At 47.7% G+C, this 25,832-nt stretch carries 20 protein-coding genes, 1 tRNA gene and 1 riboswitch; of the genes, 10 read left to right on the plus strand and 11 right to left on the minus strand.

Annotated features, from left to right (window positions below; genetic code table 11):
- Window positions 1-109: 109 nt before the first annotated feature.
- Window positions 110-2,167 (plus strand): elongation factor G, encoded by a 2,058-nt coding sequence (locus WJT86_RS09370; protein WP_346337302.1) that lies wholly within the window; start codon window positions 110-112, stop codon window positions 2,165-2,167.
- A 33-nt stretch (window positions 2,168-2,200) separates the two neighbouring features.
- Here the strand turns inward: WJT86_RS09370 and WJT86_RS09375 are convergent, their stop codons facing one another.
- The 6 genes from WJT86_RS09375 to WJT86_RS09400 all read right to left on the minus strand — a co-directional run bounded on the left by WJT86_RS09375 (window position 2,201) and on the right by WJT86_RS09400 (window position 8,187).
- Window positions 2,201-2,977: an ABC transporter ATP-binding protein gene (locus tag WJT86_RS09375; protein ID WP_346337303.1), complete on the minus strand. Its 777-nt coding sequence runs from the start codon at window positions 2,975-2,977 to the stop codon at window positions 2,201-2,203.
- Window positions 2,974-3,972, minus strand: a complete 999-nt coding sequence (locus WJT86_RS09380) for a FecCD family ABC transporter permease (RefSeq protein WP_346337304.1) — start codon at window positions 3,970-3,972, stop codon at window positions 2,974-2,976. Before WJT86_RS09380 ends, WJT86_RS09375 begins: the two co-directional genes overlap by 4 nt.
- Window positions 3,969-4,976: an ABC transporter substrate-binding protein gene (locus WJT86_RS09385; RefSeq protein ID WP_346337305.1), complete on the minus strand. Its 1,008-nt coding sequence runs from the start codon at window positions 4,974-4,976 to the stop codon at window positions 3,969-3,971. Before WJT86_RS09385 ends, WJT86_RS09380 begins: the two co-directional genes overlap by 4 nt.
- Window positions 4,940-5,118: riboswitch (cobalamin riboswitch) on the minus strand. It overlaps the preceding gene by 37 nt.
- Before the next feature lie 51 nt (window positions 5,119-5,169).
- Window positions 5,170-6,060, minus strand: a complete 891-nt coding sequence (locus WJT86_RS09390; protein ID WP_346337306.1) for a LysR family transcriptional regulator — start codon at window positions 6,058-6,060, stop codon at window positions 5,170-5,172.
- A 197-nt stretch (window positions 6,061-6,257) separates the two neighbouring features.
- On the minus strand, window positions 6,258-7,199 hold the full coding sequence (trxB, locus tag WJT86_RS09395; protein WP_346337307.1) for a thioredoxin-disulfide reductase: 942 nt from the start codon (window positions 7,197-7,199) through the stop codon (window positions 6,258-6,260).
- A 43-nt stretch (window positions 7,200-7,242) separates the two neighbouring features.
- Entirely contained in the window at window positions 7,243-8,187 is a 945-nt protein-coding gene (locus WJT86_RS09400) for a mitochondrial fission ELM1 family protein (protein ID WP_346337308.1), read from the minus strand.
- A gap of 261 nt (window positions 8,188-8,448) precedes the next feature.
- On the opposite strand from WJT86_RS09400, the gene WJT86_RS09405 reads away from it, so the two are divergent.
- Window positions 8,449-8,931 carry an Lrp/AsnC family transcriptional regulator gene (locus tag WJT86_RS09405; protein ID WP_346337309.1) on the plus strand — a complete coding sequence of 161 codons (483 nt, stop codon included), beginning with the start codon at window positions 8,449-8,451 and terminating at the stop codon, window positions 8,929-8,931.
- 133 nt (window positions 8,932-9,064) lie between these two features.
- Here the strand turns inward: WJT86_RS09405 and greA are convergent, their stop codons facing one another.
- From greA to carA, 3 genes are all read right to left on the minus strand, one after another.
- Window positions 9,065-9,538, minus strand: a complete 474-nt coding sequence (greA, locus tag WJT86_RS09410) for a transcription elongation factor GreA (protein ID WP_346337310.1) — start codon at window positions 9,536-9,538, stop codon at window positions 9,065-9,067.
- 125 nt (window positions 9,539-9,663) lie between these two features.
- The gene (gene carB, locus WJT86_RS09415) at window positions 9,664-13,134 is read right to left on the minus strand and encodes a carbamoyl-phosphate synthase large subunit (protein WP_346337311.1); all 3,471 of its coding nucleotides are present in this window, start codon (window positions 13,132-13,134) and stop codon (window positions 9,664-9,666) included.
- Window positions 13,135-13,421: 287 nt separating this feature from the next.
- Window positions 13,422-14,615 (minus strand): glutamine-hydrolyzing carbamoyl-phosphate synthase small subunit, encoded by a 1,194-nt coding sequence (gene carA / locus WJT86_RS09420; protein ID WP_346337312.1) that lies wholly within the window; start codon window positions 14,613-14,615, stop codon window positions 13,422-13,424.
- A gap of 169 nt (window positions 14,616-14,784) precedes the next feature.
- On the opposite strand from carA, the gene WJT86_RS09425 reads away from it, so the two are divergent.
- The 7 genes from WJT86_RS09425 to WJT86_RS09455 all read left to right on the plus strand — a co-directional run bounded on the left by WJT86_RS09425 (window position 14,785) and on the right by WJT86_RS09455 (window position 22,662).
- Entirely contained in the window at window positions 14,785-15,234 is a 450-nt protein-coding gene (locus WJT86_RS09425; RefSeq protein ID WP_346337313.1) for a GatB/YqeY domain-containing protein, read from the plus strand.
- 187 nt (window positions 15,235-15,421) lie between these two features.
- The gene (dnaG, locus tag WJT86_RS09430) at window positions 15,422-17,305 is read left to right on the plus strand and encodes a DNA primase (protein ID WP_346337314.1); all 1,884 of its coding nucleotides are present in this window, start codon (window positions 15,422-15,424) and stop codon (window positions 17,303-17,305) included.
- 277 nt (window positions 17,306-17,582) lie between these two features.
- Entirely contained in the window at window positions 17,583-19,646 is a 2,064-nt protein-coding gene (gene rpoD, locus WJT86_RS09435) for an RNA polymerase sigma factor RpoD (RefSeq protein ID WP_346337315.1), read from the plus strand.
- A gap of 205 nt (window positions 19,647-19,851) precedes the next feature.
- Window positions 19,852-21,096, plus strand: coding sequence for an adenylate/guanylate cyclase domain-containing protein (locus WJT86_RS09440; protein WP_346337316.1), 1,245 nt, complete (start codon window positions 19,852-19,854; stop codon window positions 21,094-21,096).
- A gap of 114 nt (window positions 21,097-21,210) precedes the next feature.
- Window positions 21,211-21,287, plus strand: a tRNA-Ile gene (locus tag WJT86_RS09445).
- Between the two features lie 359 nt (window positions 21,288-21,646).
- The gene (locus WJT86_RS09450) at window positions 21,647-22,261 is read left to right on the plus strand and encodes a Panacea domain-containing protein (protein WP_346337317.1); all 615 of its coding nucleotides are present in this window, start codon (window positions 21,647-21,649) and stop codon (window positions 22,259-22,261) included.
- A complete protein-coding gene (locus WJT86_RS09455) occupies window positions 22,261-22,662 on the plus strand; it encodes a hypothetical protein (RefSeq protein ID WP_346337318.1) in 402 nt (133 codons plus the stop codon). The genes WJT86_RS09450 and WJT86_RS09455 overlap by 1 nt, the downstream gene beginning before the upstream one ends.
- Window positions 22,663-22,843: 181 nt before the next feature.
- Here the strand turns inward: WJT86_RS09455 and WJT86_RS09460 are convergent, their stop codons facing one another.
- The gene (locus WJT86_RS09460; RefSeq protein ID WP_346337319.1) at window positions 22,844-23,680 is read right to left on the minus strand and encodes a tetratricopeptide repeat protein; all 837 of its coding nucleotides are present in this window, start codon (window positions 23,678-23,680) and stop codon (window positions 22,844-22,846) included.
- Window positions 23,681-23,838: 158 nt separating this feature from the next.
- Complete coding sequence (locus tag WJT86_RS09465; RefSeq protein ID WP_346337320.1) at window positions 23,839-25,308, minus strand: tetratricopeptide repeat protein; 1,470 nt, start codon at window positions 25,306-25,308, stop codon at window positions 23,839-23,841.
- 261 nt (window positions 25,309-25,569) lie between these two features.
- Here WJT86_RS09465 and WJT86_RS09470 point away from each other — a divergent pair, with 261 nt between their 5' ends.
- Window positions 25,570-25,761, plus strand: coding sequence for a hypothetical protein (locus WJT86_RS09470; RefSeq protein WP_346337321.1), 192 nt, complete (start codon window positions 25,570-25,572; stop codon window positions 25,759-25,761).
- The last annotated feature ends 71 nt before the right edge of the window (window positions 25,762-25,832 follow it).

Genomic DNA, 25,832 nt, shown 5'->3' on the forward strand with positions numbered 1-25,832 from the left:
GCCAAGATTTGGTTTCCGGTCAAGCATAGCACATGCGTTTTGAGTGGGCTGACGCCCAGTCGCTGGTCCACCTGATAGAACGCCCCATTGCTTTGGGAAGGACCGCGTCATGGCAAATATTGAAATTAAAAATGGCAGAGTAGGTAAGGGGTCACGTTGTTTCGCAATTGTTGGCCCCTTTCAGAGCGGCAAGACAACTCTTCTGGAAAGCATCTTATTGCGTAGCGGGGCCCTCGAACGGGTTGGCCGTGTTGCTGATGGTTCTTCCTATGGTGACGCAAGTGCCGAGGCCCGCGCCCATATTATGAGTACGGAGCCGAATGTTGCGACGGTATCGTATCTCGGCGAAACCATGACATTTATTGATTGCCCCGGTTCGGTAGAGTTCCTGCGGGATATGCGTGCGACACTCCCGGTCTGTGATGCTGCAATCGTTGTCTGTGAAGCAGATGAGCGTAAGCTCCCGGCCCTTGAAGTGGTGATGAAAGAGCTGGAAGAGGCGGGTATACCGCGTATTCTTTTCATTAATAAGATTGATGCTGCAACCCAGCGTATTCATGACACCCTGTCTATTCTACAGCCAGCATCAAAAACACCGTTGCTGCTACGGCAAATTCCCATCTGGAAAGATGGTATTGCCGTTGGTTATATTGATCTGGCGCTTGAAAGGGCTGCGATCTATCGCGAGCATGCTGAAAGTGAGGTTGTTGATATTCCTGCCAGTGATGTCGGGCGTGAGAAGGATGCCCGTTTCGAGATGCTCGAGAAACTGGCAGATTATGATGACAAGCTGATGGAAGGCTTGATCAGCGAGATTGAACCACCTCGTGATCAGGTCTTTGATGAAATTACCAAAGATCTCAGAGCCGGTAATCTTGTTCCGGTACTTTTTGGCTCTGCTGAGCGCGCCAATGGGGTGACACGTCTTTTAAAGACTCTGCGCCATGATGGTCCGGGACTTGCCCAGACACTGGATCGATTGCAGCTGGAGGCTGAAGGGCCACCTCTCGCTCATGTTGTTAAGACATTTCACACGACACATGGTGGCAAGATAAGTTTGTCCCGTGTTCTGCGTGGTCGTTTTACTGAAGGTGATACGGTCACCGGAAGTAGCGGAGGTGAAACGCGCATTGCCGGATTGACTGTCATGAAGCCAGGCCAGACGCAACGCCTTGCCGAAGCTGTTGCAGGTGATGTTGCTGCTTTTGCAAGGCTGGATAATATTGCAACAGGTGAAAGCTTTACGACAGAAAAGACTGCGCCTGAACCGGTTATTTCGTTACAGGCTGTGGAACCGGTTTATGCCATGGTTATTAAAACCAAGGACCGCAAAGATGATGTACGTCTGACTGCAAGTCTGGCAAAAATTGCGGAAGAGGATCCGTCCTACATTATTGAGACACGTCCTGATCTGGGTGAGATCCGGCTGCATGGGCAAGGTGAAATGCATCTTCGGGTTGCGCTGGAAAAGCTTGCATCCCGCTATCAGGTTGAGGTGCATACATCACAACCTAAAGTGGCTTATCGCGAGACCATCAAAGGGCAGTCCAGTGCGCGTGGACGTCATAAGAAGCAGTCAGGTGGTCATGGCCAGTATGGTGATGTCATGATTGAGATTGCACCGATGCCTCGTGGCGAAGGTTTTGTCTTCAATGATAAAATCACGGGTGGTGTGGTGCCGAAACAATACATCCCGTCGGTGGAAACAGGAATTAAGGATGGTTTGCGTAAAGGCATACTTGGATTCCCTGTCGTTGATATTGCCGTGACTTTAACCGATGGCTCATATCATGCGGTTGATTCATCTGATGCGGCTTTTCAAATGGCCGCAAAGATTGGATTGCAGGAAGCATTGCCGAATGCTCAGCCGGTTCTGCTGGAGCCGGTTCTTGCCGTTGATATTGCTGTTCCAAGTGAAACAATCGCTAAAGCCAGTGCGCTTGTTTCTGCCAGACGCGGGCAGATACTGGGCTATGATGCCCGGCCCGGATGGCAGGGCTGGGATATACTTCAGGCATTAATCCCAGAGGCTGAAATTAGTGATATGATTATCGAACTGAGGTCTGCCACAGCTGGGGTTGGTACCTTCTCTACGAAGTTCAGCCATATGTCTGAATTAGTTGGCAAGGCAGCTGATGTTGCGGTTGCTGCGAACAGAGGTGAGTAAGTTTATGGGAGATGGACTCCCATAAACACACATTTAGCGGGACAGGCCGACAATATGAATAATGGGGCCTGTTTCGCTCATTATTGTTCGGGTTTCCACGCCATAGGTTTTTGCAAGGATACTCGGCGTCAAGGCTTCTTCCGGAGTGCCGATGGCAATGGTTTTGCCTTCTGCCAGAACGATGATGGTATCAGCAAGCCGTGCAGCTAAGGTAAGATCATGCAGGGTGACAATGACACCCTTACTTTCTGTAGTAGCCATTTCACGGAATATTTTGACGGCTTCAAGTTGATGGCGAGGATCCAGCCCGTCAAAAGGTTCATCTGCAAGAAGCCATTCCGGTTCTCCGGCAAGAGCCCGTGCCAGAATAGCACGTGCGCGTTCACCTCCAGAAAGGGTTGTCACATCCCGATCAGCAAAGGGGAGCATATCTGTCTGTGCCATGGCTCTGTTGACAGCCGCATGATCAACGGCTGTCAGTTTGTTGAAACCAGCATATGGTGTGCGCCCTAGACTGACCATTGTGAGCACATCAATAGCCCATGCAATCTCTGGATTTTGCTGGAGAAAGCCGAGCTTTTGCGCGCGGTGTGCCGATTTCATGGACAGGAGCGGTGTCTGATCAAGGAACACTTGGCCTGTTGTTGGTGCCCGCAGACCGCAAAGACAGGTAAGAAGCGTGGATTTTCCAGCGCCATTAGGGCCAACAATGGCTGTGACCTGACCTGATTTGAATGTGAGATCAATATCTTTCAAAACAGATTTCTGGCCAAGGCTGACATATAAGCCAGAGGCAGACAGTGTACTCATGTAAGCCTCCGACGCATTGCAATCAGTAGTGCAAGAAAGAATGGACCGCCTAGAATTGCCATGGCAACGCCAAGCTTGATCTCAACCACAGATGGGATTAGCCGGACGAGAATATCGGCTGCGAGAGTAACACAAGCTCCGGCCAATGCACTGGCAGGTAAAAGCCTGCTTGGGCGCGCACCAACGAATGGTCGCATCAGATGCGGTGTGATGAGGCCGATAAATCCAATCACACCGGTAACAGCAACGCCTGCGCCGGTTGCCAATCCAACCCCGATAGCCAGTATCCAGCGGGTGGATTTGAGATTAATGCCAAGAGATCGGGCCCCCAACTCACCAAATGTGAGAGCATCAAGTGCTTTGCCGGTGGAGAGCAACATGAGACAGCCAATAATAATGAATGGTGACGCGGTATAGAGATCATCAAATGAGCGATCTGCAAGAGACCCCATCAACCAGTTTACAATCTGACTGACAGCCCATGGATTGGGTGCCAGATTAAGAGCTAAAGATACGCCAGCTGTTGCAACGGTATTCAGGATGATGCCAGCCAGAATGAAGGTGATGACGCCAGATGTGAGCCCGGATAAGGCAAGTAACAGAATGACACCGATAATAGCCCCCAACATTGCCATGACAGGCAGTGTCCAGTTATTCTGGATGACAAGGCCAAGATAGAGGCTCATGACAGCACCAAAGGCTGCCATTGCTGATATGCCTAGAATTGCGGGATCGGCCAGAGGGTTGCGTGTGTAGCCCTGCATGGCAGCCCCCATAAGACCGAGAGCACCACCGATGATGATACCCAGCAGGGTCCGTGGGAGGCGAAGTTCCGATATGATGGCCCAGCGTGGATCATAGGCAGTATTTGAGAACAGATGGTTCCACCATACCTCTGCCGGTATCCATATTCTCCCGGCACTTAAGCTTATGGCAGCAAGAATAACCAGAATAAGTGTCAGCCCGATCAGAAGGCTTCTTTGCCTGATGATCATGGTGTTTTCTCCATTATATCTCTTGCTTTCTTAAGGGCCTCGGCCGTTTTTATGATAACCGGGCCACCACAATACAAAAATGGTTGCGGAATAGGTGCACGTTTCATGCTGACTTTTGGGTTCGTTAAAGCCGGATGATGTAGAATACGGTCTGCCCATGTCGGCTTCGTATTGTTTTCCATATCCATTAGCAGTAATTGCGGAGGATCAGCTATTAATTGCTCAAGACTGACCGTTCCCCATTGAGAGATGCCGTATTGACTGGCTGCATTATCAAGACCAGCTATTGTCATCATTTCATCAATTAATGTCCCAGAGCCAGCGACAAGACCACTGGATTGCAAAATCAAGGTTTTATATCTGGTTGCAGCTGATGCCGGGCGCATCTGGTTTATGGCTGTATCTATTGTACTGATTAATGCCTCGCCGCGATCAGGATGCCCGACAAGAGAGGCAATACGTCTGATCTGCTCATAGTTATCCTGCAGTGTATTGGGAACAGTGAACATCTGACTCGGCAAGCCCATTTGTTCAAGGGCCTTGCGTGTTGCAGGTGAAGAATGGCCAGCGGAGAGAATAAGGTCTGGCTTTAAGCTGAGAATTTCTTCTGCGCTATCGGAAACATATGGCAGGTCTTTAGCAATCTCAGAGATTGTTGAAGATTCCGGATCTCTGCCATAGTGACTGAGGGCCGCAATTTGCTCCCGATCTGCAACATATATTAAAACAGTATCCAGACAGGGATTGAGCGAAACAATACGCTTCGGTTCTGCGTGTCCGGTATTTGCAGTTATCAGGCAGGAAAAGGTAACTGTGAGCGCCGCGAGAAATCTTAGCATTGGTTGATTTGGCCTATGCTGATCTGTTGAAGTCTCAATGGGGGGGTCGTTAATTTCATTTTCTGCCCGCGTGGTTACATCGATATCGTCACCCGGGAGCACCCGATCAACCAACCCACCCGGTTGCTTGAAGGACGATGTAACGGGCAGGTCTCCTGACTTCATGGGTCTTTGCTGATTACGCTGCCTTCCCGGATTACTCCAGTGGCATGAGGCGTAAGGCTCGCCATTTACAGTTGCGGGGGCAGCCCGGGAATTGCACCCGGTTCCCTATTATCCCTTAGGGGCCTGTTACGAAAAATACACTAACGCATTTAACCAGCAGAGGGAACTGCTTAGATGGTGCAATCTGTGTTGATCAGAAGGACCAGCGTTGAGCTTTGGTAACGAGGAAGTCCCGGAAGGCCTGAACACGGGCAACCGATTTCATTTCTTCTGCATAAACCAGATAGCTATCAAGAGATGGCATCTCAACATCACGCAGAACCTGGACAAGATCTGGGTCTTGTCCAACAGCGTAATCGGGGAGGGCGCCAATGCCTGTTCCCGTTTTAATCGCGTTTTTCAAGGCAAGAATGTTGTTTACAAGTAAGTGGCAGGGACGCGGATTATTGATATCTCTTCCGGCTGTTGCGAGCCAGTGAACAGCAAGGATGTGAGAAGGCTCATCACCACCAAATGAGACAAGTCGATGCTCATCAATGTCAGAAATTGTTTTAGGTTCACCAAACTTCTTTATGTAATCCGGTGAAGCATAGGTGTGATAGTGAATGGTGAAGAGGCGTCTCTGAATCAGATCAGGCTGGGCCGGGCGGCGCATGCGAATGGCAACATCAGCCTCACGCATGGATAAATCCAGCTCTTCATTGGTCAGGATGAGTTCTATGTGAACATCGGGATAGAGGTCTGTAAATTCCGATATTCTTTGTGCCAGCCAGAATGAGCCTAAGGTAACAGTTGTATTGACCTTGAGCGTACCTGATGGCTTTTCACTGGTTTCGAAGAGGCGAGCCTGTGTTGTCTCGATACGCATGCGCATATCACGAGCTGCGCGATACAGGATATCACCCTGTTCCGTTAGGATAAGACCACGCGCATGCCTGTGGAATAAAGGAGCTTTCAGATGACGCTCGAGGGCGCTGATTTGACGACTGATAGCTGATTGACTGAGGCCCAGCTCATCACCTGCTTTGGTAAAGCTGCCAGCCTCGGCAACATTATAGAAAACCCTGATTTTATCCCAGTCCACAACAGCTTCCTTCAAAAGGCCCTCATCTTGAATTTACTCTGCTTACTCAGAGTGGCTATGCCTTTTTGATTTAAGTACAGTCGTTAAAGTGGAGCATTATGCGTAAAACGCAAGGGTGAAATGCAAAAACTATGCAAATGTATTAGACCATAAAAAAGCCCTGCATTCTGAAAAATAGACTGCAGGGCTTTCAATTCTTAGTCTTCCTGAGCAGCAAGAAAACGTTCTGCCTCAAGAGCGGCCATACAGCCCATGCCAGCAGCTGTTACAGCTTGGCGGAATACATCATCGCTGACGTCACCGGCGGCAAAGACCCCAGGAATGTTGGTTGCTGTTGAGTCTGGAGCAGTCTTGAGATAGCCACCTGGCTTAGTCTCAAGCTGTCCGGCGAATATCTCAGTTGATGGCTTATGACCAATGGCTACGAACACGCCTTCAGCATCAACACGGCTGGTTTCGCCGGTTTTGACATTCTTGACCATGGCATGTGTTACGGACAGCGGTGCGCTGTCACCGCAGATTTCTTCAATGACGCTATCCCAGAGTACTTCAATTTTCTCATGCTTGAGAAGACGTTCCTGCAGAACCTTTTCCGCACGGAATGAATCGCGGCGGTGAATAACGGTAACCTTGGCTGCAATACCAGCCAGATAAAGAGCTTCTTCAACAGCTGAGTTTCCGCCACCGACAACAATCACATTCTTGTTGCGGAAGAAGAAGCCGTCACAGGTTGCACAAGCTGAAACGCCAAAGCCCTGAAACTTTGTTTCGGATGGCAAGCCAAGCCATTGTGCCTGAGCGCCCGTCGCAATGATCAAGGAATCGCAGGTGTAGGAACCGGCATCACCTTCAATACGGAAAGGGCGGGAGGAGAGATCGACCTTGGTGATGTGGTCTGAGATCATTTCAGTGCCACAGTTTTCAGCCTGAGCACGCATCTGATCCATCAGCCATGGACCTTGAATTGGGTCCGCGAAACCAGGATAGTTTTCAACTTCGGTTGTAATTGTCAGCTGCCCACCTGGCTGCATTCCGGAAATAAGAACAGGTTTCAGCATTGCACGGGCCGTATAGACTGCTGCTGTGTACCCTGCCGGGCCGGAACCAATGATTAAAACTTTAGCGTGGCGGTCAGCCATTACATTCTCCTAAAAGCGCGGTTGGTGCCGGAACAGAGCAGTTTTAACGATCTGCCATTCTTTCTTTGATCCGGCATGCTATGAGTTGGGTAACATCTAACGGATTATATGGCCTTCCTTCAAGATGGCCTGTGAGCGGGTGCACAGCTCCATAGTCTACCAAATGGGCGATGAAGCGAGATAATTTTGGATGCCCACCACTGGGCTCAAAAGCCAGAATGGGTTTACCCGTTGCTGTTGCCTCACCAATCATATTGAAAGAATCTGTTGTCGCAACGATGTAATCTGCGGTGGCAAGCATGGGCAGATATGGGTTGTCACCTGTTCCATCCCATAGAAAATGACCGGACTTACTCTTCACCAGCTGCTCAAGTGCAGAAATCAGTGAAGACGGTGTTCTGCGTGATGCGGTAATCATAAGATGCGCACCAGATGTAATCAGTTGTTGCAGTTTCTCAATAAAGAGGCTGATGTCTGTTGCTGTAAAGTGATGGTGCTGGCTTTTACCGCCTACCAAAACAGCAACCCGAGGGCTTTTGATCTTATCGAGGCGGGGATCGCCGGAACGCCGTGCTGCCTGCAATTTTGCGGCGGTGAGGCGATGGGGTGGTGTGATGGACGTCATGACATTCTCACCACGTAAACTGTCATGTTCCGGTACCCAGATGAGATCAGCTGTATCCGCTCCTGTCTTTGGATCTTTCAAAAAGACAGTATAGGTTTTTGGAGACAGCTTCTTAAGCAAGCGGAGAAACGGAACCGCCTGTCGTCCCGAGGCGATTGCGCAATCAGGGAAGGGGGCTCTAATGGGGCTTTCCGGATGTCCGGGTCTATCAGATGGGCTGACTGGTCCCCAAGGTGCCAGCCATGACCATGGCGCACGTGCTGCGACATGGCGTAGCTCTATCTGTCCGCCAAGTTCTTCTGCAACGCCAAGACATTGGACCTCGTCGCCTGCTTTGCCATCTGTCAAAACCCAGATCAGCATTTAATAATAACCTTCCTCATAATTGAGAACCAGCTTGTGCCCATCAACAGAGATAGTACTGCATAGATATGTGTGACCAATCGCTTTGGCCTTGATTTCTAAGTCTACATGCAGATAGAAACAAGATCATAGGTCTGATTTTACTGAATAGGTAAAATTTTGTCAGGGATTGATCAATATCTCGATCAAGCTACTCAACGACATAGTTTTTTACCTCCATGGGTATCGAGATAACAGAATCATAAATTGGAGTTCCTGCCAGTGAGCGAACGACTAGATGCCATCGACTGGGCTATTTTAAAAGAGCTACAGGCTGACGGCAGTATAACGAATGTTGAACTAGCCCGTCGGGTTGGTCTTTCTGCCCCTCCCTGTCTGCGTAGGGTTCGTGCTCTTGAACGTTCGGGAATCATTAAGTCTTACCGCGCCATGTTAGATCCCCGCGCCCTTGGTTTTGAGCTTGTCTGCTTTGCCATGGTGCAGCTGAAGGTTCAGGGCAAGGAAGATTTGTCTAACTTTGAAGAGCAGATATCCAAATGGGATATGGTTCGGGAGTGCTGGACACTTTCAGGTGATATTGATTTCATTTTGAAATGCGTTGCCAAAAACCTGCATTCTTTCCAGAGCCTGGTCAGTGATCTGACCTCAATGCCAAATGTTCGCAATGTCAGGACTGCTCTGACAATTGATGCAGTCAAAGATGAACCTCTGGTGCCTCTCGATCATATTGTTGCTAAAGAATAAGTTTTCTTAAAGCTCCGAAAAAGACCCGTACGGATTTATTTCTTTACGGGTTTTGTTTTGCCTGCTCAGAGATGCAAGGCCATAAAAAAGCCGCACAATTGCGCGGCTTGGGCTTGTTGCTTCCCTCTGTCAATCAGACAAAGCGAACAGCGACAACCTCGTATGATTTGCCACCGCCAGGTGTATGAACCTGTACGCTGTCACCGATTGTCTTACCGAGCAGAGCACGGGCAATTGGGGAAGAAATGGAAATGCGTCCCAGTTTGACGTCGGACTCTGGGTCACCAACGATCTGGTAAGTTCTTTCTTCTTCTGTATCCTCATCGACGAGTTCAACAGTTGCACCGAATTTGATCTGGTTGCCTTCCAGCTTTGTAATATCAATCACCTCTGCTCGGGCGATCATGCTTTCAAGCTCAAGAATACGACCTTCATTCAAAGACTGTGCTTCTTTGGCCGCATGATACTCGGCGTTTTCGGAGAGGTCACCGTGAGCACGGGCTTCCGAAATCGCTTCGATAATGCGAGGGCGCTCAACCTGTTGGCGCTGCTTCAATTCCTCTTCAAGGGCACTGAAACCTGCAACCGTAAGTGGCACTTTTTCCATATCTGCTCTCATTCCTTAAAGCTAACGGGCCAGCTTACAACTGACCCGCCAAAATAATGAAAAATCGCAACTGATAGTGACCTATCAATTGCGATTGCAAATTAGCATATAGCACAAAATACTTTTTAAGAGAAGTACTCTTGTAATGACCGGACTGAAAGTTCTTCCTTGGAGTAGGAATGAATGCCTTTGGTCGCAGCCAGTGCTCCTGCCACTGTTGTATAATATGGCACTTTATGCAAGAGGGCTGCGCGACGCACGCTGCGTGAGTCAGATATTGCTCCGGCGCCTGCAGATGTATTGAAGACCAGCTGGATGTCACCATTTTTAATGGCATCAACCACATGAGGCCGACCTTCAAGAACCTTATTGATCTTGCGGGCTGGAATCCCGTTGTCTTCAAGAAACTGGCGTGTGCCGCCTGATGCCGTGATGTTGAAGCCAAGCTCAGACAACAATCTGACAGCTTCCAGAATTTTAGGTTTATCGTCGTTCTTAACGGAGACGAAGACAGTACCTGTCCGCGGGACATTGGTACTGGCCCCAAGCTGACTTTTGGCAAACGCTGTGCCAAAGTCAGAGCTCAGGCCGATAACTTCACCGGTTGAGCGCATTTCAGGGCCAAGCAATACATCGACACCCGGGAAGCGGGCAAATGGGAACACTGCTTCCTTGACAGCAATATGCTTTAGTTTTTTCGGTTTGAGATTAAACTCTGCCAGTGTTGCATCGGCCATAACGCGTGCTGCAATCTTGGCGACTGGTTCACCGATAACCTTTGCAACAAATGGTACCGTACGGGAAGCACGTGGGTTGACCTCAAGAACGTAGATAACACCATCTTTCAGGGCGTATTGTACGTTCATCAGGCCGCCGACATTGAGAGCAAGGGCGAGTGCCTTTGTCTGACGTTCCAGCTCTGCAATGGTTTCAGCTGAGAGTGAACGTGGTGGCAGGGAGCAGGCGGAGTCACCGGAGTGAATTCCGGCCTCTTCAATATGCTCCATGATACCAGCAATGAACGCTTCCTTACCATCACACAGGCAGTCAACATCAATCTCGATCGCATCAGAAAGATACCGATCGAAGAGCAGGGGATTCTTGCCCAGAACGGTATTGATCTGGCCCGTCTTATCATTGGGATATCTGGCTTTAATATCCGACGGAATAAGGCTTGGCAGTGTACCGAGAAGATAATCTTCAAACTGAGCCTCATCGCGGATAATCGCCATTGCCCGGCCGCCAAGAACATAGGATGGCCGTACGACAAATGGCAGGCCAAGCTCATTCGCAATCAGGCGGCTTTGTTCAACTGAATAGGCAATGCCGTTCTTTGGCTGTTTCAGGTCCAGCTTGTCGAGCAGTCGTTTGAATTGGTCACGATCTTCTGCAAGATCAATGGCATCAGGGGAAGTGCCAAGAATAGTGACCTGATGCTCTTCCAGAGCACGGGCCAGTTTTAGAGGCGTCTGTCCGCCGAACTGCACGATAACCCCGTGAAGGGTGCCTTTTGAGCGTTCAATATCAACGATCTCCAGAACATCTTCCGCTGTTAGAGGTTCAAAGTACAGCCTGTCAGAAGTGTCATAGTCTGTTGAGACTGTTTCCGGGTTGCAGTTGATCATAATGGTCTCGAACCCGGCATCATGCAGCGCAAAACAGGCGTGACAGCAGCAGTAATCAAACTCAATACCCTGACCGATACGGTTGGGGCCTCCACCCAGAATGATCACTTTCTTTCTGTCACTCGGGTCGGCTTCATTCGCAATAGTGCCGTTAAAGGGGCTGGTGTAAGTTGAATACATATAGGCTGTTGGAGATGCGAATTCGGCAGCACAGGTATCAATCCGCTTAAAAGCCGGGCGGATATTGAGTTTATGCCTTAATGCACGAACGGCTTTCTCTTCAATCTTGGCGAGAACGGCAAGGCGGTTATCAGAGAAACCCATGGCTTTGAGATTACGCAAGGCTTCCGGAGTTTGCGGAAGGCCGTGCTTAATAACTTTCTGCTCCGTTGCCACAATTGCTTGCAGCTGTTCCAGAAACCAGCGGTCGATCTTGCAGGCTTCATAGACTTCCTCTAGAGTAAACCCAAGGCGGAAAGCTTGTGCAACGTAAAGGATACGATCCGGTGTTGGCGTGCCAATGGCGGCTTTGATCGCATTCTTGTCATCACCCTTACCCAGACCTTCAATCTCAATATCGTCCAGACCACTTAAGCCTGTTTCGAGAGACCGCAATGCTTTTTGCAGGGATTCCGGGAATGTGCGGCCAATGGCCATTGCTTCGCCAACCGACTTCATTGCGGTTGTCAGAGTTGGCTCAGCACCGGGGAACTTCTCAAAGGCAAAGCGCGGAATCTTTGTGACGACGTAGTCAATGGTCGGTTCGAAGGATGCGGGTGTGGCACCACCCGTAATATCATTGGCAATTTCGTCGAGCGTATAACCAACGGCAAGCTTAGCTGCGACCTTGGCAATCGGAAAACCTGTTGCTTTGGACGCAAGAGCGGACGAACGGGAGACGCGCGGGTTCATCTCAATCACGATCATCCGCCCGTTTTCAGGGTTAACCGCAAACTGGACGTTGGAACCACCGGTTTCAACACCAATCTCTCTCAGAACGGCAAGCGATGCATCCCGCAGTATCTGGTATTCTTTATCTGTCAGTGTCAGGGCAGGGGCGACTGTAATGGAGTCGCCTGTATGAACACCCATCGGGTCGATGTTTTCAATGGAGCAGACGATGATACAGTTGTCCTTTTTATCGCGAACAACTTCCATTTCGTACTCTTTCCAGCCAAGAACACTTTCCTCGATCAGAACTTCATTGGTTGGCGAGGCATCAAGCCCGCGTTCAACGATGTCCAGAAACTCTTCACGGTTATAGGCGATGCCGCCACCTGTTCCACCCATGGTGAAAGAAGGACGGATAATGGCTGGAAGACCGATTTCAGCAAGGGCCATAAGGGCTTCACCCATGGCATGTTCCTGATAGCGCTTGCGGCGCTCATTCTCGGTGGAGTTCCATTTGAAGTCCAACCCGCCAAGACGACGTTTCTTGTCGCCCGGATGCAGGTCCATTGCCTCGGTTGCATTGCGCTCTGCCATATAGGCATCCCAATCGGCCTTCTTGAGGTCGGATGCATTGGCTAGGCATGATTTTGGTGTCGAGAGGCCAATCTTTGTCATGGCTTCTCTGAAGAGTTCACGGTCTTCAGCCTTGTCAATGGCTTCAGCTGTGGCGCCAATCATCTCAACATTGAACTGGTCGAGAATACCCATCTTTTTAAGCGATAAGGCGCAGTTAAGTGCTGTTTGGCCGCCCATTGTTGGGAGGAGCGCATCCGGACGCTCTTTCTCGATAATCCGGGCAACAACTTCTGGTGTGATTGGCTCAACATATGTGGCATCTGCCAGTTCCGGATCCGTCATGATGGTTGCCGGATTGGAGTTTACCAGAATAACGCGATAACCCTCTTCTCGGAGTGCCTTACAGGCCTGTGTTCCGGAATAATCAAACTCGCAGGCCTGACCGATAATGATAGGTCCGGCACCGATGATGAGAATAGAAGAGATGTCAGTACGTTTGGGCATAGGGGCCTCAGGCGGTTTCTGCTCCCTCGGCTTTGGCGAGCCTATGGGATGGGATCAAGCAATGATCGGAAGCTTTCCGGCAAACCAGCCGATTTGATGCAGGGCTGCAGCAAATAAATTTCCTAAGCGACTTCTATGATTATGAAGTGGCCTAAAGTTAGTCCATACACGTGCAAATGCCGGATGAAAAGTGCTTTCCGACTAAAGACGGTAAGCGCAAGTTTTACGTGTTCAACCATATGCATCTTATTACAAAGTGATGATGCATATGGTTCTTCTTTAAAAGATCAGGCAGCTTTGGATTTTGCCATCAGTTCAACAAACCGATCAAAAAGATAATGGCTATCCTGAGGGCCGGGAGAAGCTTCCGGATGGTGTTGAACTGAGAAAGCCATGCCATCTGTCAGTGCAATGCCGCAATTCGTGCCATCAAACAGAGACACATGGGTCTCTACCACGTTTTCAGGAAGCGTGGATGCATCAACGGCAAAGCCGTGGTTCATCGATGTGATCTCAACCTTGCCGGTTATTTTATCTTTAACCGGATGGTTGGCACCGTGGTGTCCCTGATGCATCTTGGTGGTTGATGCACCAACAGCAAGACCGAGCATCTGATGTCCAAGACAGATACCGAATAACGGGACTTTCTTGGCAATCAGGGTGCGGATTACCGGTACGGCATATTGGCCGGTTGCTGCCGGGTCTCCCGGACCATTTGACAGAAAAACGCCATCCGGCTTGAGAGCCAGAATATCTTCAGCTGATGTTGTGGCTGGTACGACTGTTACCTTGCAGCCAGCATTGGCAATCAGACGCAGAATGTTGCGCTTAACGCCATAGTCTATGGCGACCACGTGATAATTCGGATTTTCCTGTTTGCCGTACCCTTCACCGAGGGTCCAGGTTGTCTGATCCCAGTCAAGGCGCTGGGTGCTGGTGACACCGGGAACCAGATCAAGACCATCCATTGATGGCAGGTTCTTTGCTTTTGATTCAAGGGCTTTCAGATTAAAATTGCCACTTGGTTCATGAGCAATAATTGCATTGGGCATGCCTTTGCTGCGAATCAAAGCTGCGAGGGCACGTGTATCAACTCCGGATATTCCAATGACATTGCGGCTTTTCAGCCAGCTGTCCAGATTGCGTGTTGCGCGCCAGTTGGAAGGTGTTGTGATGTCTGCGGCCAGAACAACGGCACAGGCACCGATTGATGATGCGGCGTTGACGCTTTCAATATCTTCGTCGTTGACGCCGACATTCCCGATATGGGGAAATGTGAAAGTAATGATCTGCCCAGAGTAGGAAGGGTCAGTCAGAATTTCCTGATATCCGGTCATGGCTGTGTTGAAACAAACCTCACCGGATGCTTCACCAGTTGCTCCCAGACCAAAACCCTTTATAACGGTGCCATCTGCTAAAACGAGAACAGCTGTTGCGCGCGGTTCTTCCCATCCGCTGGAAGGGGTTTCCGTAGCGTGCATGTATTGCGGCATGGTCGTGATCTCTCTATGTGCATAGACAGGAGGTCGACAAAGTCGGCCAAGCGTCTGCTAACCGCATGCGCTCAAGTGTTTGGATTTAGCGGATGATGGGGTGCAAGGTCAATGAAAGATCACTCCATCTGATGCTTATTGATTAAGGAGAAGCTCAATGCGCCAGCGTTTTACAGAAGATATGAAGCAGGCAATGAAAAGCGGCGAAAAGCAAAAGCTGGCAACCATTCGCCTGATTATTGCTGCTTTGAAAGAGCGTGATATTGAGGCGCGTGGGGCGGGCAAAGAGCAGTCGAATGACGATGAAATCATGGCCCTGCTGCAAAAGATGATTAAGCAACGTACTGAATCTGCTGATATTTATGAAAAGGGCGGACGTCCTGAGCTCGCCGTTCAGGAACGCGAAGAAGCTGCAATCATTAGCTCTTATCTGCCTGCCCAGATGGATGAGGCTGCTGTTAAGGCTGCCATTGCTGCCGCAATTACAGAAACTGGTGCTGCCAGTATCAAGGATATGGGCAAAGTCATTGGCCTGCTGAAAGGCAAGTACGCCGGTCAGATGGACTTTGGTAAGGCCAGTGCTCTGGTCAAGGAAATGCTTTCCTGATTTTGCATAAGGTTTCACCCGGACAGTTTTTCGTCCGGGTGGCGAAGTTCCGTCAGGCACCATATATAATAAAACAATAGCTTGGGATGTGAATTGTGGGGAGCATGCAATTCGTTTGCAGGCACTTCCCCATTTTTCAGTTATGACACCATTATGTCCTGACGATATGGGGTCTTGAGGTTTAATTTTGCGTTATAGCCCGTCATTCCTGGAGGAAATCCGGAACCGAATACCGGTCTCTACGGTTGTTGGGAGACGTGTGTCTTTGAAGAAGGCGGGCAAGGAATGGAAAGGGCTTTCCCCTTTTAATGCCGAGAAGACTCCATCGTTCTACGTCAATGATCAGAAGCAGTTCTATCATTGTTTCTCCTCTGGAAAGCACGGAGACATCTTTACTTTTCTGATGGAAACAGAGGGTTTAAGCTTTCCGGAAGCTGTTGAACGGCTTGCCAATGAAGCTGGTATTGCGCTGCCTGTTTCAACCAGAGAAGAGCGGGAAACGGAAGTTAAGCGCAAGACGCTTTATGAAGTGATGGAGCTTTCAGCTCAGTATTTTGAGGCCAACCTTAAAACGGGAGTGGGCGCTAAAGCCAGAGAATACCTGGAGCGCCGTGGTATGGGCGAGCGTATTCAGAAACAGTTTAGAATTGGCTATGCGTCACCCGAACGTTATGCATTACGCGATTTTCTTGCCTCAAAAGGTGTTCCCGTTGAAATGATGATTGAGACGGGCATGCTGGTTGCTGCCGAAGACATCAAGGTGCCTTATGATCGTTTTCGTGAGCGTGTGATGTTTCCGATCTGTGATGTCCGTGGGCGGGTTATCGCTTTTGGTGGACGAACCCTGTCTCCTGATGTTCCTGCCAAATATCTGAACTCACCGGATACGCCGCTCTTTAACAAGGGGCATCTGCTTTATAACCATCATCTGGCCCGCAATGCTGCTCATGATCGCGGCACAGTCATTGCCGTGGAAGGGTATGTCGATGTCATTGCTCTGAATGCTATCGGCTTTGCCAATGCTGTTGCTCCGCTTGGAACGGCACTGACTGAAAACCAGCTTGGCTTATTGTGGCGAATGGCTGATGAACCTATTCTTTGTTTCGATGGAGACAAGGCCGGTCGACGTGCTGCTTACAGGGCACTTGATGTGGCTCTTTCAACTCTGAGTGCCGGAAAATCCATTCGTTTTGCGCTGCTGCCCGATGGGCAAGACCCTGATGATGTTGCCCGCTCGGGTGGTGCAGAAGCTTTTGAACGCATTATTGCCGGAGCAAAACCTATGGTTGATATGCTCTGGGCAAGAGAAACAGAATCCGGTGCTTATGATACGCCGGAGCGCCGAGCTGCACTGGAAGTACGCTTCAGGGAAGTCGTTGCCGGTATTCGTGATGAGACGCTTAAAAGGTTTTATCGTGATGAGATCAGAAGTCGTCTCAATGCGCTGAACCCCTATCAGCAATCCTATCAGAAGGGCCGCGATAATAATCGCAGATATCCAGGTAGCAATGTTGGGGGATATTCTTCAGGCGGAGCAAAACAGGGCATGAAGGCAAGCCCACAGCTTGCGCGTTCCCAGCTTTTCATCGGCGGAGGGAGCGAATCACCCCGTGAAAGTATGATTATCTGCGCTTTCACGTCACACCCGGAACTGCTCCAGTCTATGGCAGAGCAATTTGCCTTGCTTGATTTTGACGCAGCCAGTGCCCGTTCCATCCGCTCTGTGCTGATTGACTGTGTGGCACAAGGTGAGGGCTATGTTACTGAAGATATTATACGTAATCGCCTTGAACGAACAGGTTTGCTGACAGCTTTTGAACATTTGAAAACCCGTATTCATTTTGGAGATAAATGGGTTCTAGATCCATTTGCTGATAAAATTAGGCTGGAGGATGCATTAAAGCAGGCTATTACCTTGCATCACAGGGCGCACACACTACATAAAGAGCTGAGAGATGCGCATAGGCTGCTGGCAGAGGATGAAAGTGAAGAGAATTTTGCCAGATTAGTCGATCTGCAAAACCAGATTCTTTCCCTTGACGGAGCTGAGGCTGATATAGACAAGGTTTGAACTTGCAGATTAACGTTTTTGATTTGTTAAGGCAAATCAGGGTAGTTAGATAATAATGAGTTATTGAGACGAATAATTTTTCTGAGAATTTGATTTTTAGGAGAGACTATTCGGCTTTTCGCCATTACAACGTGGCGTATGAATTGGACGGCTGGCCGAATCGGTTGTCGTTCGGTAGTTAAGGTATTGACCGTGGTGTTAAAATGCGGAATGGCATTTTAGCGCCCGTTCGCATTTGCTGCTTTCCGGTAGGCAGCGCGGATCAGGTTGAGGAAGCATGGCGACCAAGGTTACTGACAAAGACGAGACAGAAACAACTCAGGAGCAGGGTGATGGTCCGTTGCTTGATCTTTCTGATCAGGCTGTGAAACGGATGATCAAAGTCGCGAAAGAACGCGGCTATGTAACCTATGACGAGTTGAATGATGTGCTGCCCTCAGAAGAATACTCTTCTGAGCAGATTGAGGATATCCTCGGTCAGCTTTCTGAAATGGGTATCAACGTCGTTGATGCTGACGAGGCTGAAGAAGCACAGCATCAGGATGGTGAAGTTGATGCCACTGCTGGTGGCATAGCAACAACATCGGGTCGTGCCCTTGTTGTAAAAGAAAACGCTAAAGAGCCAACAGACCGTACTGATGATCCTGTGCGCATGTATCTGCGCGAGATGGGATCTGTTGAGCTATTGTCTCGTGAAGGCGAAATCGCCATTGCCAAGCGCATAGAAGCTGGCCGTGAGGCGATGATTGCCGGCCTCTGCGAAAGCCCACTGACATTCCAGGCTATTATCATCTGGCGTGATGAGCTCGTCGAAGGGCGTGTTCTCCTGCGTGATATTATTGATCTTGAAGCAACTTACTCCGGGCCAGATACACGTGTTGGACGTGAAGATGGCGAAGAGGGTGATGAAGAAGCTGCTGAGGGTATTGCTGGCCTGCCACCTGTCGCTCCGCCACCAGCACCGGCTGCTGCAGCGCGTCCAGCTCCAGCTGAGCAGATTAATGGTGCTTCTGGTGAAGAAGGTGATGTTTCTGATCTCGACGGCGATCTTGATGATGATGACATGGACAATAACGTGTCCCTGTCTGCCATGGAAATGGCGCTCAAGCCGCGTGTTCTTGAGACATTTGACTGCATTGCAAACAACTACAAGAAGCTTCGCCGTCTGCAGGTTGAGCATGTGGAACAGCGCATGCAGAACAAGCAGCTTACGCCTGCACAGGAACGTAAGTACAAGAAGCTGAAGGAAGAGATTGTTGCTGACGTTAAGTCGCTTTCTCTGAACAATAACCGTATTGAAGCTCTTGTTGAGCAGCTGTACGATATTAACAAGCGTCTTATTTCTCACGAGGGCCGCCTGATGCGCCTTGCCGAGAGCTATGGCGTTGCCCGGGAAGAATTCCTGAAGCACTACCAGAACTGGGAACTGGATCCGAAATGGGTCTTACGTGTTTCCAAACTGGGCGGTAAAGGCTGGAAGGAATTTGTTGCCAACGGTAAGGATCAGATTCACGTTCTGCGTGACAGTATCCATACGCTGGCCTCTGAAACCGGCCTCGAGATTCAGGAGTTCCGTCGTATCGTTTCCATGGTCCAGAAGGGCGAGCGTGAAGCGCGTCAGGCCAAGAAGGAGATGATTGAGGCGAACCTGCGTCTGGTGATCTCTATCGCCAAGAAATATACAAACCGTGGTTTGCAGTTCCTCGATCTTATTCAGGAAGGCAATATCGGTTTGATGAAGGCCGTCGACAAGTTCGAATATCGCCGTGGTTACAAGTTCTCGACTTATGCCACATGGTGGATTCGCCAGGCGATTACCCGTTCAATCGCCGATCAGGCCCGTACAATCCGTATTCCGGTGCATATGATTGAAACGATCAATAAGATCGTTCGGACTTCGCGCCAGATGCTGCATGAAATTGGTCGCGAACCAACACCGGAAGAACTGGCTGAAAAGCTGGCTATGCCTCTGGAGAAGGTTCGTAAGGTCCTCAAGATTGCCAAGGAACCTATCTCCCTCGAAACACCAATTGGTGACGAGGAAGACAGCCATCTTGGTGACTTCATCGAAGACAAGAACGCCATTCTGCCAATTGATGCTGCGATCCAGTCTAACCTGCGTGAGACGACAACACGCGTTCTGGCATCACTGACGCCGCGTGAAGAGCGTGTGCTGCGTATGCGCTTTGGTATCGGGATGAATACCGACCATACTCTTGAAGAGGTTGGCCAGCAGTTTTCGGTGACACGTGAACGTATTCGTCAAATTGAAGCCAAGGCTCTTCGCAAGCTGAAGCATCCATCCCGTAGCCGTAAGCTGCGTAGCTTCCTGGATAATTAATTCAGATTTTAAGAGAATAAGATTAAATGGCCCTAATGGGGCCATTTTTCGTTTTATACCTTTGTAATAGAAAGCAGCGCTTCCTATATAAGCTCTGGCTGGGTAATCTTGCGTTACCTCAGTTTTCCAAACGTCGGGTTCTGGCTACCAATATCCATGGCCAGCTTCACCTGCTTCCGAAATAAAGACTGACAGTGGTGGCGACATGCCTAAGAACAGATTCCGGACATGTATGCAGGAGGCTTCTGAAAACTATTCTGTACCGGCTATCTCCTCGCTTTCACCTGAAGAATTAGCCACTGCGCTCCTGATCAGAGATCGGCTGCTCTCAGAGGTGCCACGTAAGTTTCCTGCCGAAGATTTTTTGAGTGCCTTTGGTAAGATACTAGGGCAGGCAGGTCTGAAAATTGATAATGTCGCAGCTATTATTCAGACGTTACATTCGGAATACGCAGGTGTTGGCCGCTTCTGGACAGAGGAAGCCGGCACCACAACTTATGTGGTTCGGCATGAAGAAGATGAGCTGCTGACTGATGAGAGTACGCCCCTGAATTTTGTAAACCGGACAGGTGAGTGGCTTCTGCTTGATCTTGATGATCCGGAACTTGAAAAGTTTCCTGTCTTACAGAAGTTCAAGGAAGAGGGGTACCATCGGTGCCTCTTCGTACCGTTAAGTTATGCTGATGAGACTAGAAATGCGATTGGCTTTGCCAGTAAGGATCCAGAGAGTTTTGGCCCTTCAGTACTGGCAATTATTGATGCCATTCTGCCAACATTGACGCTAACACTGGAAGTTCTCATTGCGAATTACAAGATTCATACAATGTTGAGCACTTATGTTGGTAGTGAACCAAAGCAGGAAATCCTTTCCGGCACTGTACGCCGTGGGCAGGTAACACGTATCCGCTCTGCAATTCTGTTTGCTGATATGCGGGATTATACGCGCATTGCTGCTGTTCAGAGCCCGGAAGAGACGGTTGACCTGCTTGATACCTATTTTGACTGCGTTGTGCCCTGCGTCGAGCAGAATGGTGGAGAGGTTTTAAAATATATTGGTGATGGAATTCTGGCGATTTTCCGGGATTATGCTGATGATACGGGTTCTGCCGCCTATAGTGCGCTTAAGGCAGCGACCAGAAGCTTGCAAATGATTGAGCAGGCCAACCAGAGTGGCCGATTTAAACAGCCTGTTTCAATCGGTATTGCCCTGCACCATGGTGAAGCCGCATACGGAAACGTTGGTTCAGGCTCCCGGCTGGACTTTACCGTCATTGGCCCTGACGTGAATTTGGCAAGTCGTATTGCCCGGATGAACCGCGATCTCCATGAACCACTACTGACCAGCAAGCCCTTTGCTGAGCAATTGTGGTTTGATCTGGAGCGTATCGGTTCTTATCCTGTGCCAGGATTAACGGATCCGATAGATATCTATCGTCCGAGTAAAAATTAGGCTTGATTAAGCTTTTTCGGGAAAAGAGCAGGAAAGGGCGAGAAAAGCATAATTACCCATTGCCTCAAACAGCCTTTTCCAGTTAATGAACATCCAGCATCATATCCATGCTACGGGTCAGTAGCTCAATTGGTTAGAGCCGGCCGCTCATAACGGTCTGGTTGGGGGTTCAAGTCCCTCCTGACCCACCAATGTTTTCAATGGCTTACGACTGTTCATTTTCTTTATCAGCATTATCCCCCACAGATACACCCACAGGTTGACGCTTATGCGGATTATTGCCGATTGCATTAATGATATTACTACCATCTCGCATTAGATGGTGTTTTTTATGATTTGAGCTTTCATTGTTCTCGTTTCATGAACTATCATAGCTAAAAATATTGGACTCTGTTAAAGTCAAGTCGGCAACGAACACTAATCCACAGAAAATATATGAAAATATTGGACTTTTTCCGGTTTTGTTCTATAATAACTCACATAGAGTCGTAATAAATATAGGCGTTTTGGTAACCGCAAAATGACACTTAGTAATTGAAGGTGATTTTATATGGTTAGGTTACCCCATCCATCTACCTATAAGCAAAAAATTGATCCAGCTTATAATGCAAGAAAAGCTGCTCAAATTATAGCTTTTTTTGCTACAAAAGAGGGTGGGAGGATTAATATTCTAAAGGCGATGAAGCTTGTTTATTTGTCTGATAGGAAAAGTATTCAAGAAAGTGGTTTTCCAATGTTGGAAGAGCCGCGTTGTTCTATGCCCCATGGTCCTGTGAATTCAACGACATATGATTTTGCTAAAGGTGTCTATACAGCAGAAATCTCAGATGAAGAAGGCTGGTCTGAGTTTCTTAAAGAAGTCAAAAATTATAATATTGCTACAGCTAGGAAGTTCTCTGTATCTGATTTTGATGAACTGAGTGTAGCGGAAGTTCAATACTTGGAAGCGCTTTGGGAAGATTTTGGTCATATGAACCAGTACCAACTAAAGGACTGGACGCACGATAAAAAAAATGTTCCAGAGTGGGAGGATCCTTGCGGTGGTTCTGCTTCCATACCTCTATCTCGAATTTTAGGATATGTCGGTATTGAGGATAGCAATGAGCAAGAAGAAATGATTGACGATTATGCTCAAATTGATAAGTTGTTTGCATCACTTAATTGATGGAAGCAATGGGGCTCATATTAAAGAGAAATACAATTTTAATTGCTTCTGGTCCTTCGCATGATCCAGAAAGAAAACACCTATTTGTAGTTTGTACTGATCGCAGTCAAGATGGTAAACATCTACTTGTCCCTATTAATAAATGCCGTGGAACAAAACCTGACGAGACTTGTATACTTAAAGAATACGAACATAAATTTTTAAAAGAAGAATCATATATTAATTATAGAAAGTCTCGCGTAGAGCCAGGCGACAAGTTATCTTTGGGTATAAAGAGAAAATTATTCATTCCTCATGTAGAAGTTAATGGGCAAGTATTTCTTCGTATTTCCAATGGAATCTGCTTGTCTCCATTTACCCCGTTTTGGGTGAAAAAGTTTGCGGGATGTGTTGATCGCTAGTTAAGGACTTATCAGCCTACCGCCAACGAAACGCCAACGAAACGCCAACGAAACGCCAATGAAATAACGTGAACAAAGTTGAATAGGTTCCTTTGTTTTTCAACGAATTTATGTATCGGTGACATCTCTCATAATGGCCTGCTTGGGGCCTCATGACCCACCATTTTCATTAAATCTCTTTTTATTCTTTTGGCATTTTCTCAAGCATTCTCTTTGCTTCTGGCAGACCTTGCTCTTCAGCTTTTTCAAGCCAGAAGATGGCTTTTGATTTATCTTTTGGTATTCCCAAGCCGAGGTAATGGGCTATGCCCAGTTTGTATTGTGCTTGTGCGTTACCTTGTTCTGCCGCCTTTTCAAACCAATAACTGGCTTTCGCATTATCTTTGGAAGCAATATACATATTGCCTAGGCTATATTGAGCTTGTGGCAGGCCTTGTTCCGCAGCTTTACTATACCAAAGAGCAGCCTGCTCTTTATTCATAGCTGTACCCTGTCCATTGGCGTACATATTGCCGAGGTTATACTGCGCTTTGAGATGGTTCTGTTCAGCCGCTTTCTTGAAATACTGAAAGGCTTTTTCGCTGTTTTCAGGAACACCGACGCCTTTATCAAACATGATGCCGCAATTATATTGGGCGCTGGCATAACCATTGTCCGCAGCCTTTTGAAACCATTTTGCGGCAATAGAGAAATCTTTCGGAAAGCCATCACCTGTAAAATACATCAATCCCAGATTGTATTGAGCTTTCGCATGGTTTTGTTCTGCCGCTTTTGCAAACCACTGAGCTGCTTTGCTTTTATCTGGCGAGGTGCCTTTGCCGCTATTATACATCAACCCCATGATAAACTGAGATTCTGGTTTTTTTTGCTCTTCAGAACGCACGCATAGTTTAAATGCTTCATCATATGCCTTGCTCTCATAGGCTTTTTCGCACGTAAGAGTTTGCGCATTGACTGGGGATGTATGTAGATAAACAGCTGCTAAAGCAGCTGAAATGGTAACTGTAAATTGTCTCATTTGTAGCCTATAATTGAGAAATTTTATTTCTCTCATTTATTTTTTTTTATAATTTCTAACACAAATTTTTGTACAATTAGTCTGATAAATTGTAAATGATTTCAGTCTGTAGAAGGATATTTGAAGCTGAAGAAAGGCTCCGTTACTCCACCAATGATCTAATTATTTTCCATACTATTTAGGTTAGTCGTTTCCATAAAATTTTTGAATTTTTCAGTAAAGAGCTCAAGAGAGCTAGTATCACTCTGAATACGCAAGGCTTCTTCTTCGCCTTGCTGGGCAGCTTTTTGGATGAGCTCAAGGCCTTTTATTTTATCTTGCGGCTGTATCAGGCCTGAATAGTACATTTTCCCTAATATCAACTGAGCATTGGCGTGGCCTTGTTCCGCTGCTTTTGTTGTCCATTCTATTGCCTGCTCAATATTTTGTTCAACACCACGGCCGATTAAATAGGCATGGCCGAGGGCCGTTTGGGCCAATGCATAGCCTTGTTCAGCTGATTTTAAAAATAACATAAAAGCTGTTTGATAGTTGGCTGTGACATCCGTTCCTAAAGAGTACATTTTTGCTAACCGGTATTGAGCTATTGCGCTGCCTTCTTCTGCTGCTTCAAATAATAACTGGAAAGCTTTCGTTGCGTTCTTTTCTGTTCCATGCCCATAGAGATACATGTTTGCGAGATTGATCTTAGATTCGATAGAACCAGTATGGTTTGCTTTTTTAAACCAGAAGAAGGCCTGCTCATAATCTTGTGGGGTGCCGTCACCATCGTAATACATACCAGCCAGTTTTCTCTGGGAGTAATAATGTCCCTGCCATGCTGCTTTTTTGAACCATTCAATCGCTTTTTGCTTGTCAACAGCCTGACCAAGGCCTTTATAGGCACTAAGGCCTAGTTCATATTGGGCTTGTAAGTAATTGCGACTTGCTGCTTTGTTTAGTAACTCGTTAGCTAGTGCAGGATTTTTTGGGGCTTTCAATCCATCTCGGTACATTAGACCAAGATCATTTTGAGCGGCTAAAATACCGTTGGCCTCTGCTATCTTCATCCATTTTAATGCTTCAGAAGACGGCATTTCCAGTTCATTTTCATCATCATAATAATAGAGTAATGCAAGATTATATGCGGCTATTCTTACTTTTTTCTCTGCTGCCTTAAGGAGCAATTCCTCTCCTAATTTCTTGTTTCGGGGAACGAGAGACCCAAAGGCATATTCGCGCCCAAGATCATTTTGAGCTGATGCATTCTCCTGATTGGCTGACATCTGTAACCAGTAAAGTGCCTGATCCTTGTCAAAATAAGGGCTTTCTTTATCTCCAAGAATATAGCTGAGATTATATTGAGCTGTACTGTCACCTTGTTCAGCTGCTCTTTTAAACCAGTAAATAGCTTTTTTCATATTCTCCGGGACTTCGGCAGCACTCTTATAATATATGACGCCGACGTGGAATTGTCGTAAATAATCACCTTTTTCGGCTTTAGGCAGTGCTTCTTCCAGAGTTTCTGAATTGGCTAGATCTATTTCCAGCTTTTCGTTTTTTGCGCCTACTGATGCAAGAAAGAGAATGGCACAGCCAATTACAATGCACAAAGTTAGAATGATGAAGCTTCTTGCTGACCTTCTCATAGTAATCCTTGGGAGTAGAGAGGAGATGACTATGAAATTTTTTTCTTAGAGATGATTTCTGGTCAAGTTAGTATTTATAAGAAATACTTTTTAGATAAAAAATTATCATTATTTATCAATGCGTTATCTTTAATTAAACTATATATCTAAACTTGGAATACGATTGCATTACCCATTAAATCAAACTTGCCAGATATGTTTATTTAGTTTATAAAAATTCTAGTTTATAATTTTTTTAAAGTGATGATCTGGAGATCAGTCATGAGCAATCTTTCCTGCAGCAGCTGCGCATTTTATGAAGATCACATTGTTAATCAGGGTAAGGCAGATACGGATAAAGGGCTTTGCCGCTTTAATCCGCCTGTTACACAGCCTGAGCCGGATGCACGTGGTCTGTGGCCGGTTGTGACATCCACTGACTGGTGTGGTCATTTCGAGCAGGAAGAAAACTAATCTGCCTGTTCGGTATTGAGAAGGCTCGCTACGGCGGGCCTTTTTTATTATCTTTGCAATATGTCTGGAAT

Origin of the sequence: Hohaiivirga grylli, assembly GCF_039655745.1 — a bacterium.
GTDB classification, from domain to species: Bacteria; Pseudomonadota; Alphaproteobacteria; order Rhizobiales; family Beijerinckiaceae; genus Hohaiivirga; species Hohaiivirga grylli.

Bases quoted from the DNA above. Each gene is read 5' to 3' on its own strand.
- WJT86_RS09370 (WP_346337302.1), top strand. From the start codon at position 110: ATGGCAAATATTGAAATTAAAAATGGCAGAGTAGGTAAGGGGTCACGT.
- WJT86_RS09375 (WP_346337303.1), bottom strand. From the start codon at position 2,977: ATGAGTACACTGTCTGCCTCTGGCTTATATGTCAGCCTTGGCCAGAAA.
- WJT86_RS09380 (WP_346337304.1), bottom strand. From the start codon at position 3,972: ATGATCATCAGGCAAAGAAGCCTTCTGATCGGGCTGACACTTATTCTG.
- WJT86_RS09385 (WP_346337305.1), bottom strand. From the start codon at position 4,976: ATGAAGTCAGGAGACCTGCCCGTTACATCGTCCTTCAAGCAACCGGGT.
- trxB (WP_346337307.1), bottom strand. From the start codon at position 7,199: ATGGCTGACCGCCACGCTAAAGTTTTAATCATTGGTTCCGGCCCGGCA.
- WJT86_RS09400 (WP_346337308.1), bottom strand. From the start codon at position 8,187: ATGCTGATCTGGGTTTTGACAGATGGCAAAGCAGGCGACGAGGTCCAA.
- greA (WP_346337310.1), bottom strand. From the start codon at position 9,538: ATGGAAAAAGTGCCACTTACGGTTGCAGGTTTCAGTGCCCTTGAAGAG.
- carB (WP_346337311.1), bottom strand. From the start codon at position 13,134: ATGCCCAAACGTACTGACATCTCTTCTATTCTCATCATCGGTGCCGGA.
- carA (WP_346337312.1), bottom strand. From the start codon at position 14,615: ATGCACGCTACGGAAACCCCTTCCAGCGGATGGGAAGAACCGCGCGCA.
- WJT86_RS09425 (WP_346337313.1), top strand. From the start codon at position 14,785: ATGCGCCAGCGTTTTACAGAAGATATGAAGCAGGCAATGAAAAGCGGC.
- rpoD (WP_346337315.1), top strand. From the start codon at position 17,583: ATGGCGACCAAGGTTACTGACAAAGACGAGACAGAAACAACTCAGGAG.
- WJT86_RS09440 (WP_346337316.1), top strand. From the start codon at position 19,852: ATGCCTAAGAACAGATTCCGGACATGTATGCAGGAGGCTTCTGAAAAC.
- WJT86_RS09450 (WP_346337317.1), top strand. From the start codon at position 21,647: ATGGTTAGGTTACCCCATCCATCTACCTATAAGCAAAAAATTGATCCA.
- WJT86_RS09455 (WP_346337318.1), top strand. From the start codon at position 22,261: ATGGAAGCAATGGGGCTCATATTAAAGAGAAATACAATTTTAATTGCT.
- WJT86_RS09460 (WP_346337319.1), bottom strand. From the start codon at position 23,680: ATGAGACAATTTACAGTTACCATTTCAGCTGCTTTAGCAGCTGTTTAT.
- WJT86_RS09465 (WP_346337320.1), bottom strand. From the start codon at position 25,308: ATGAGAAGGTCAGCAAGAAGCTTCATCATTCTAACTTTGTGCATTGTA.
- WJT86_RS09470 (WP_346337321.1), top strand. From the start codon at position 25,570: ATGAGCAATCTTTCCTGCAGCAGCTGCGCATTTTATGAAGATCACATT.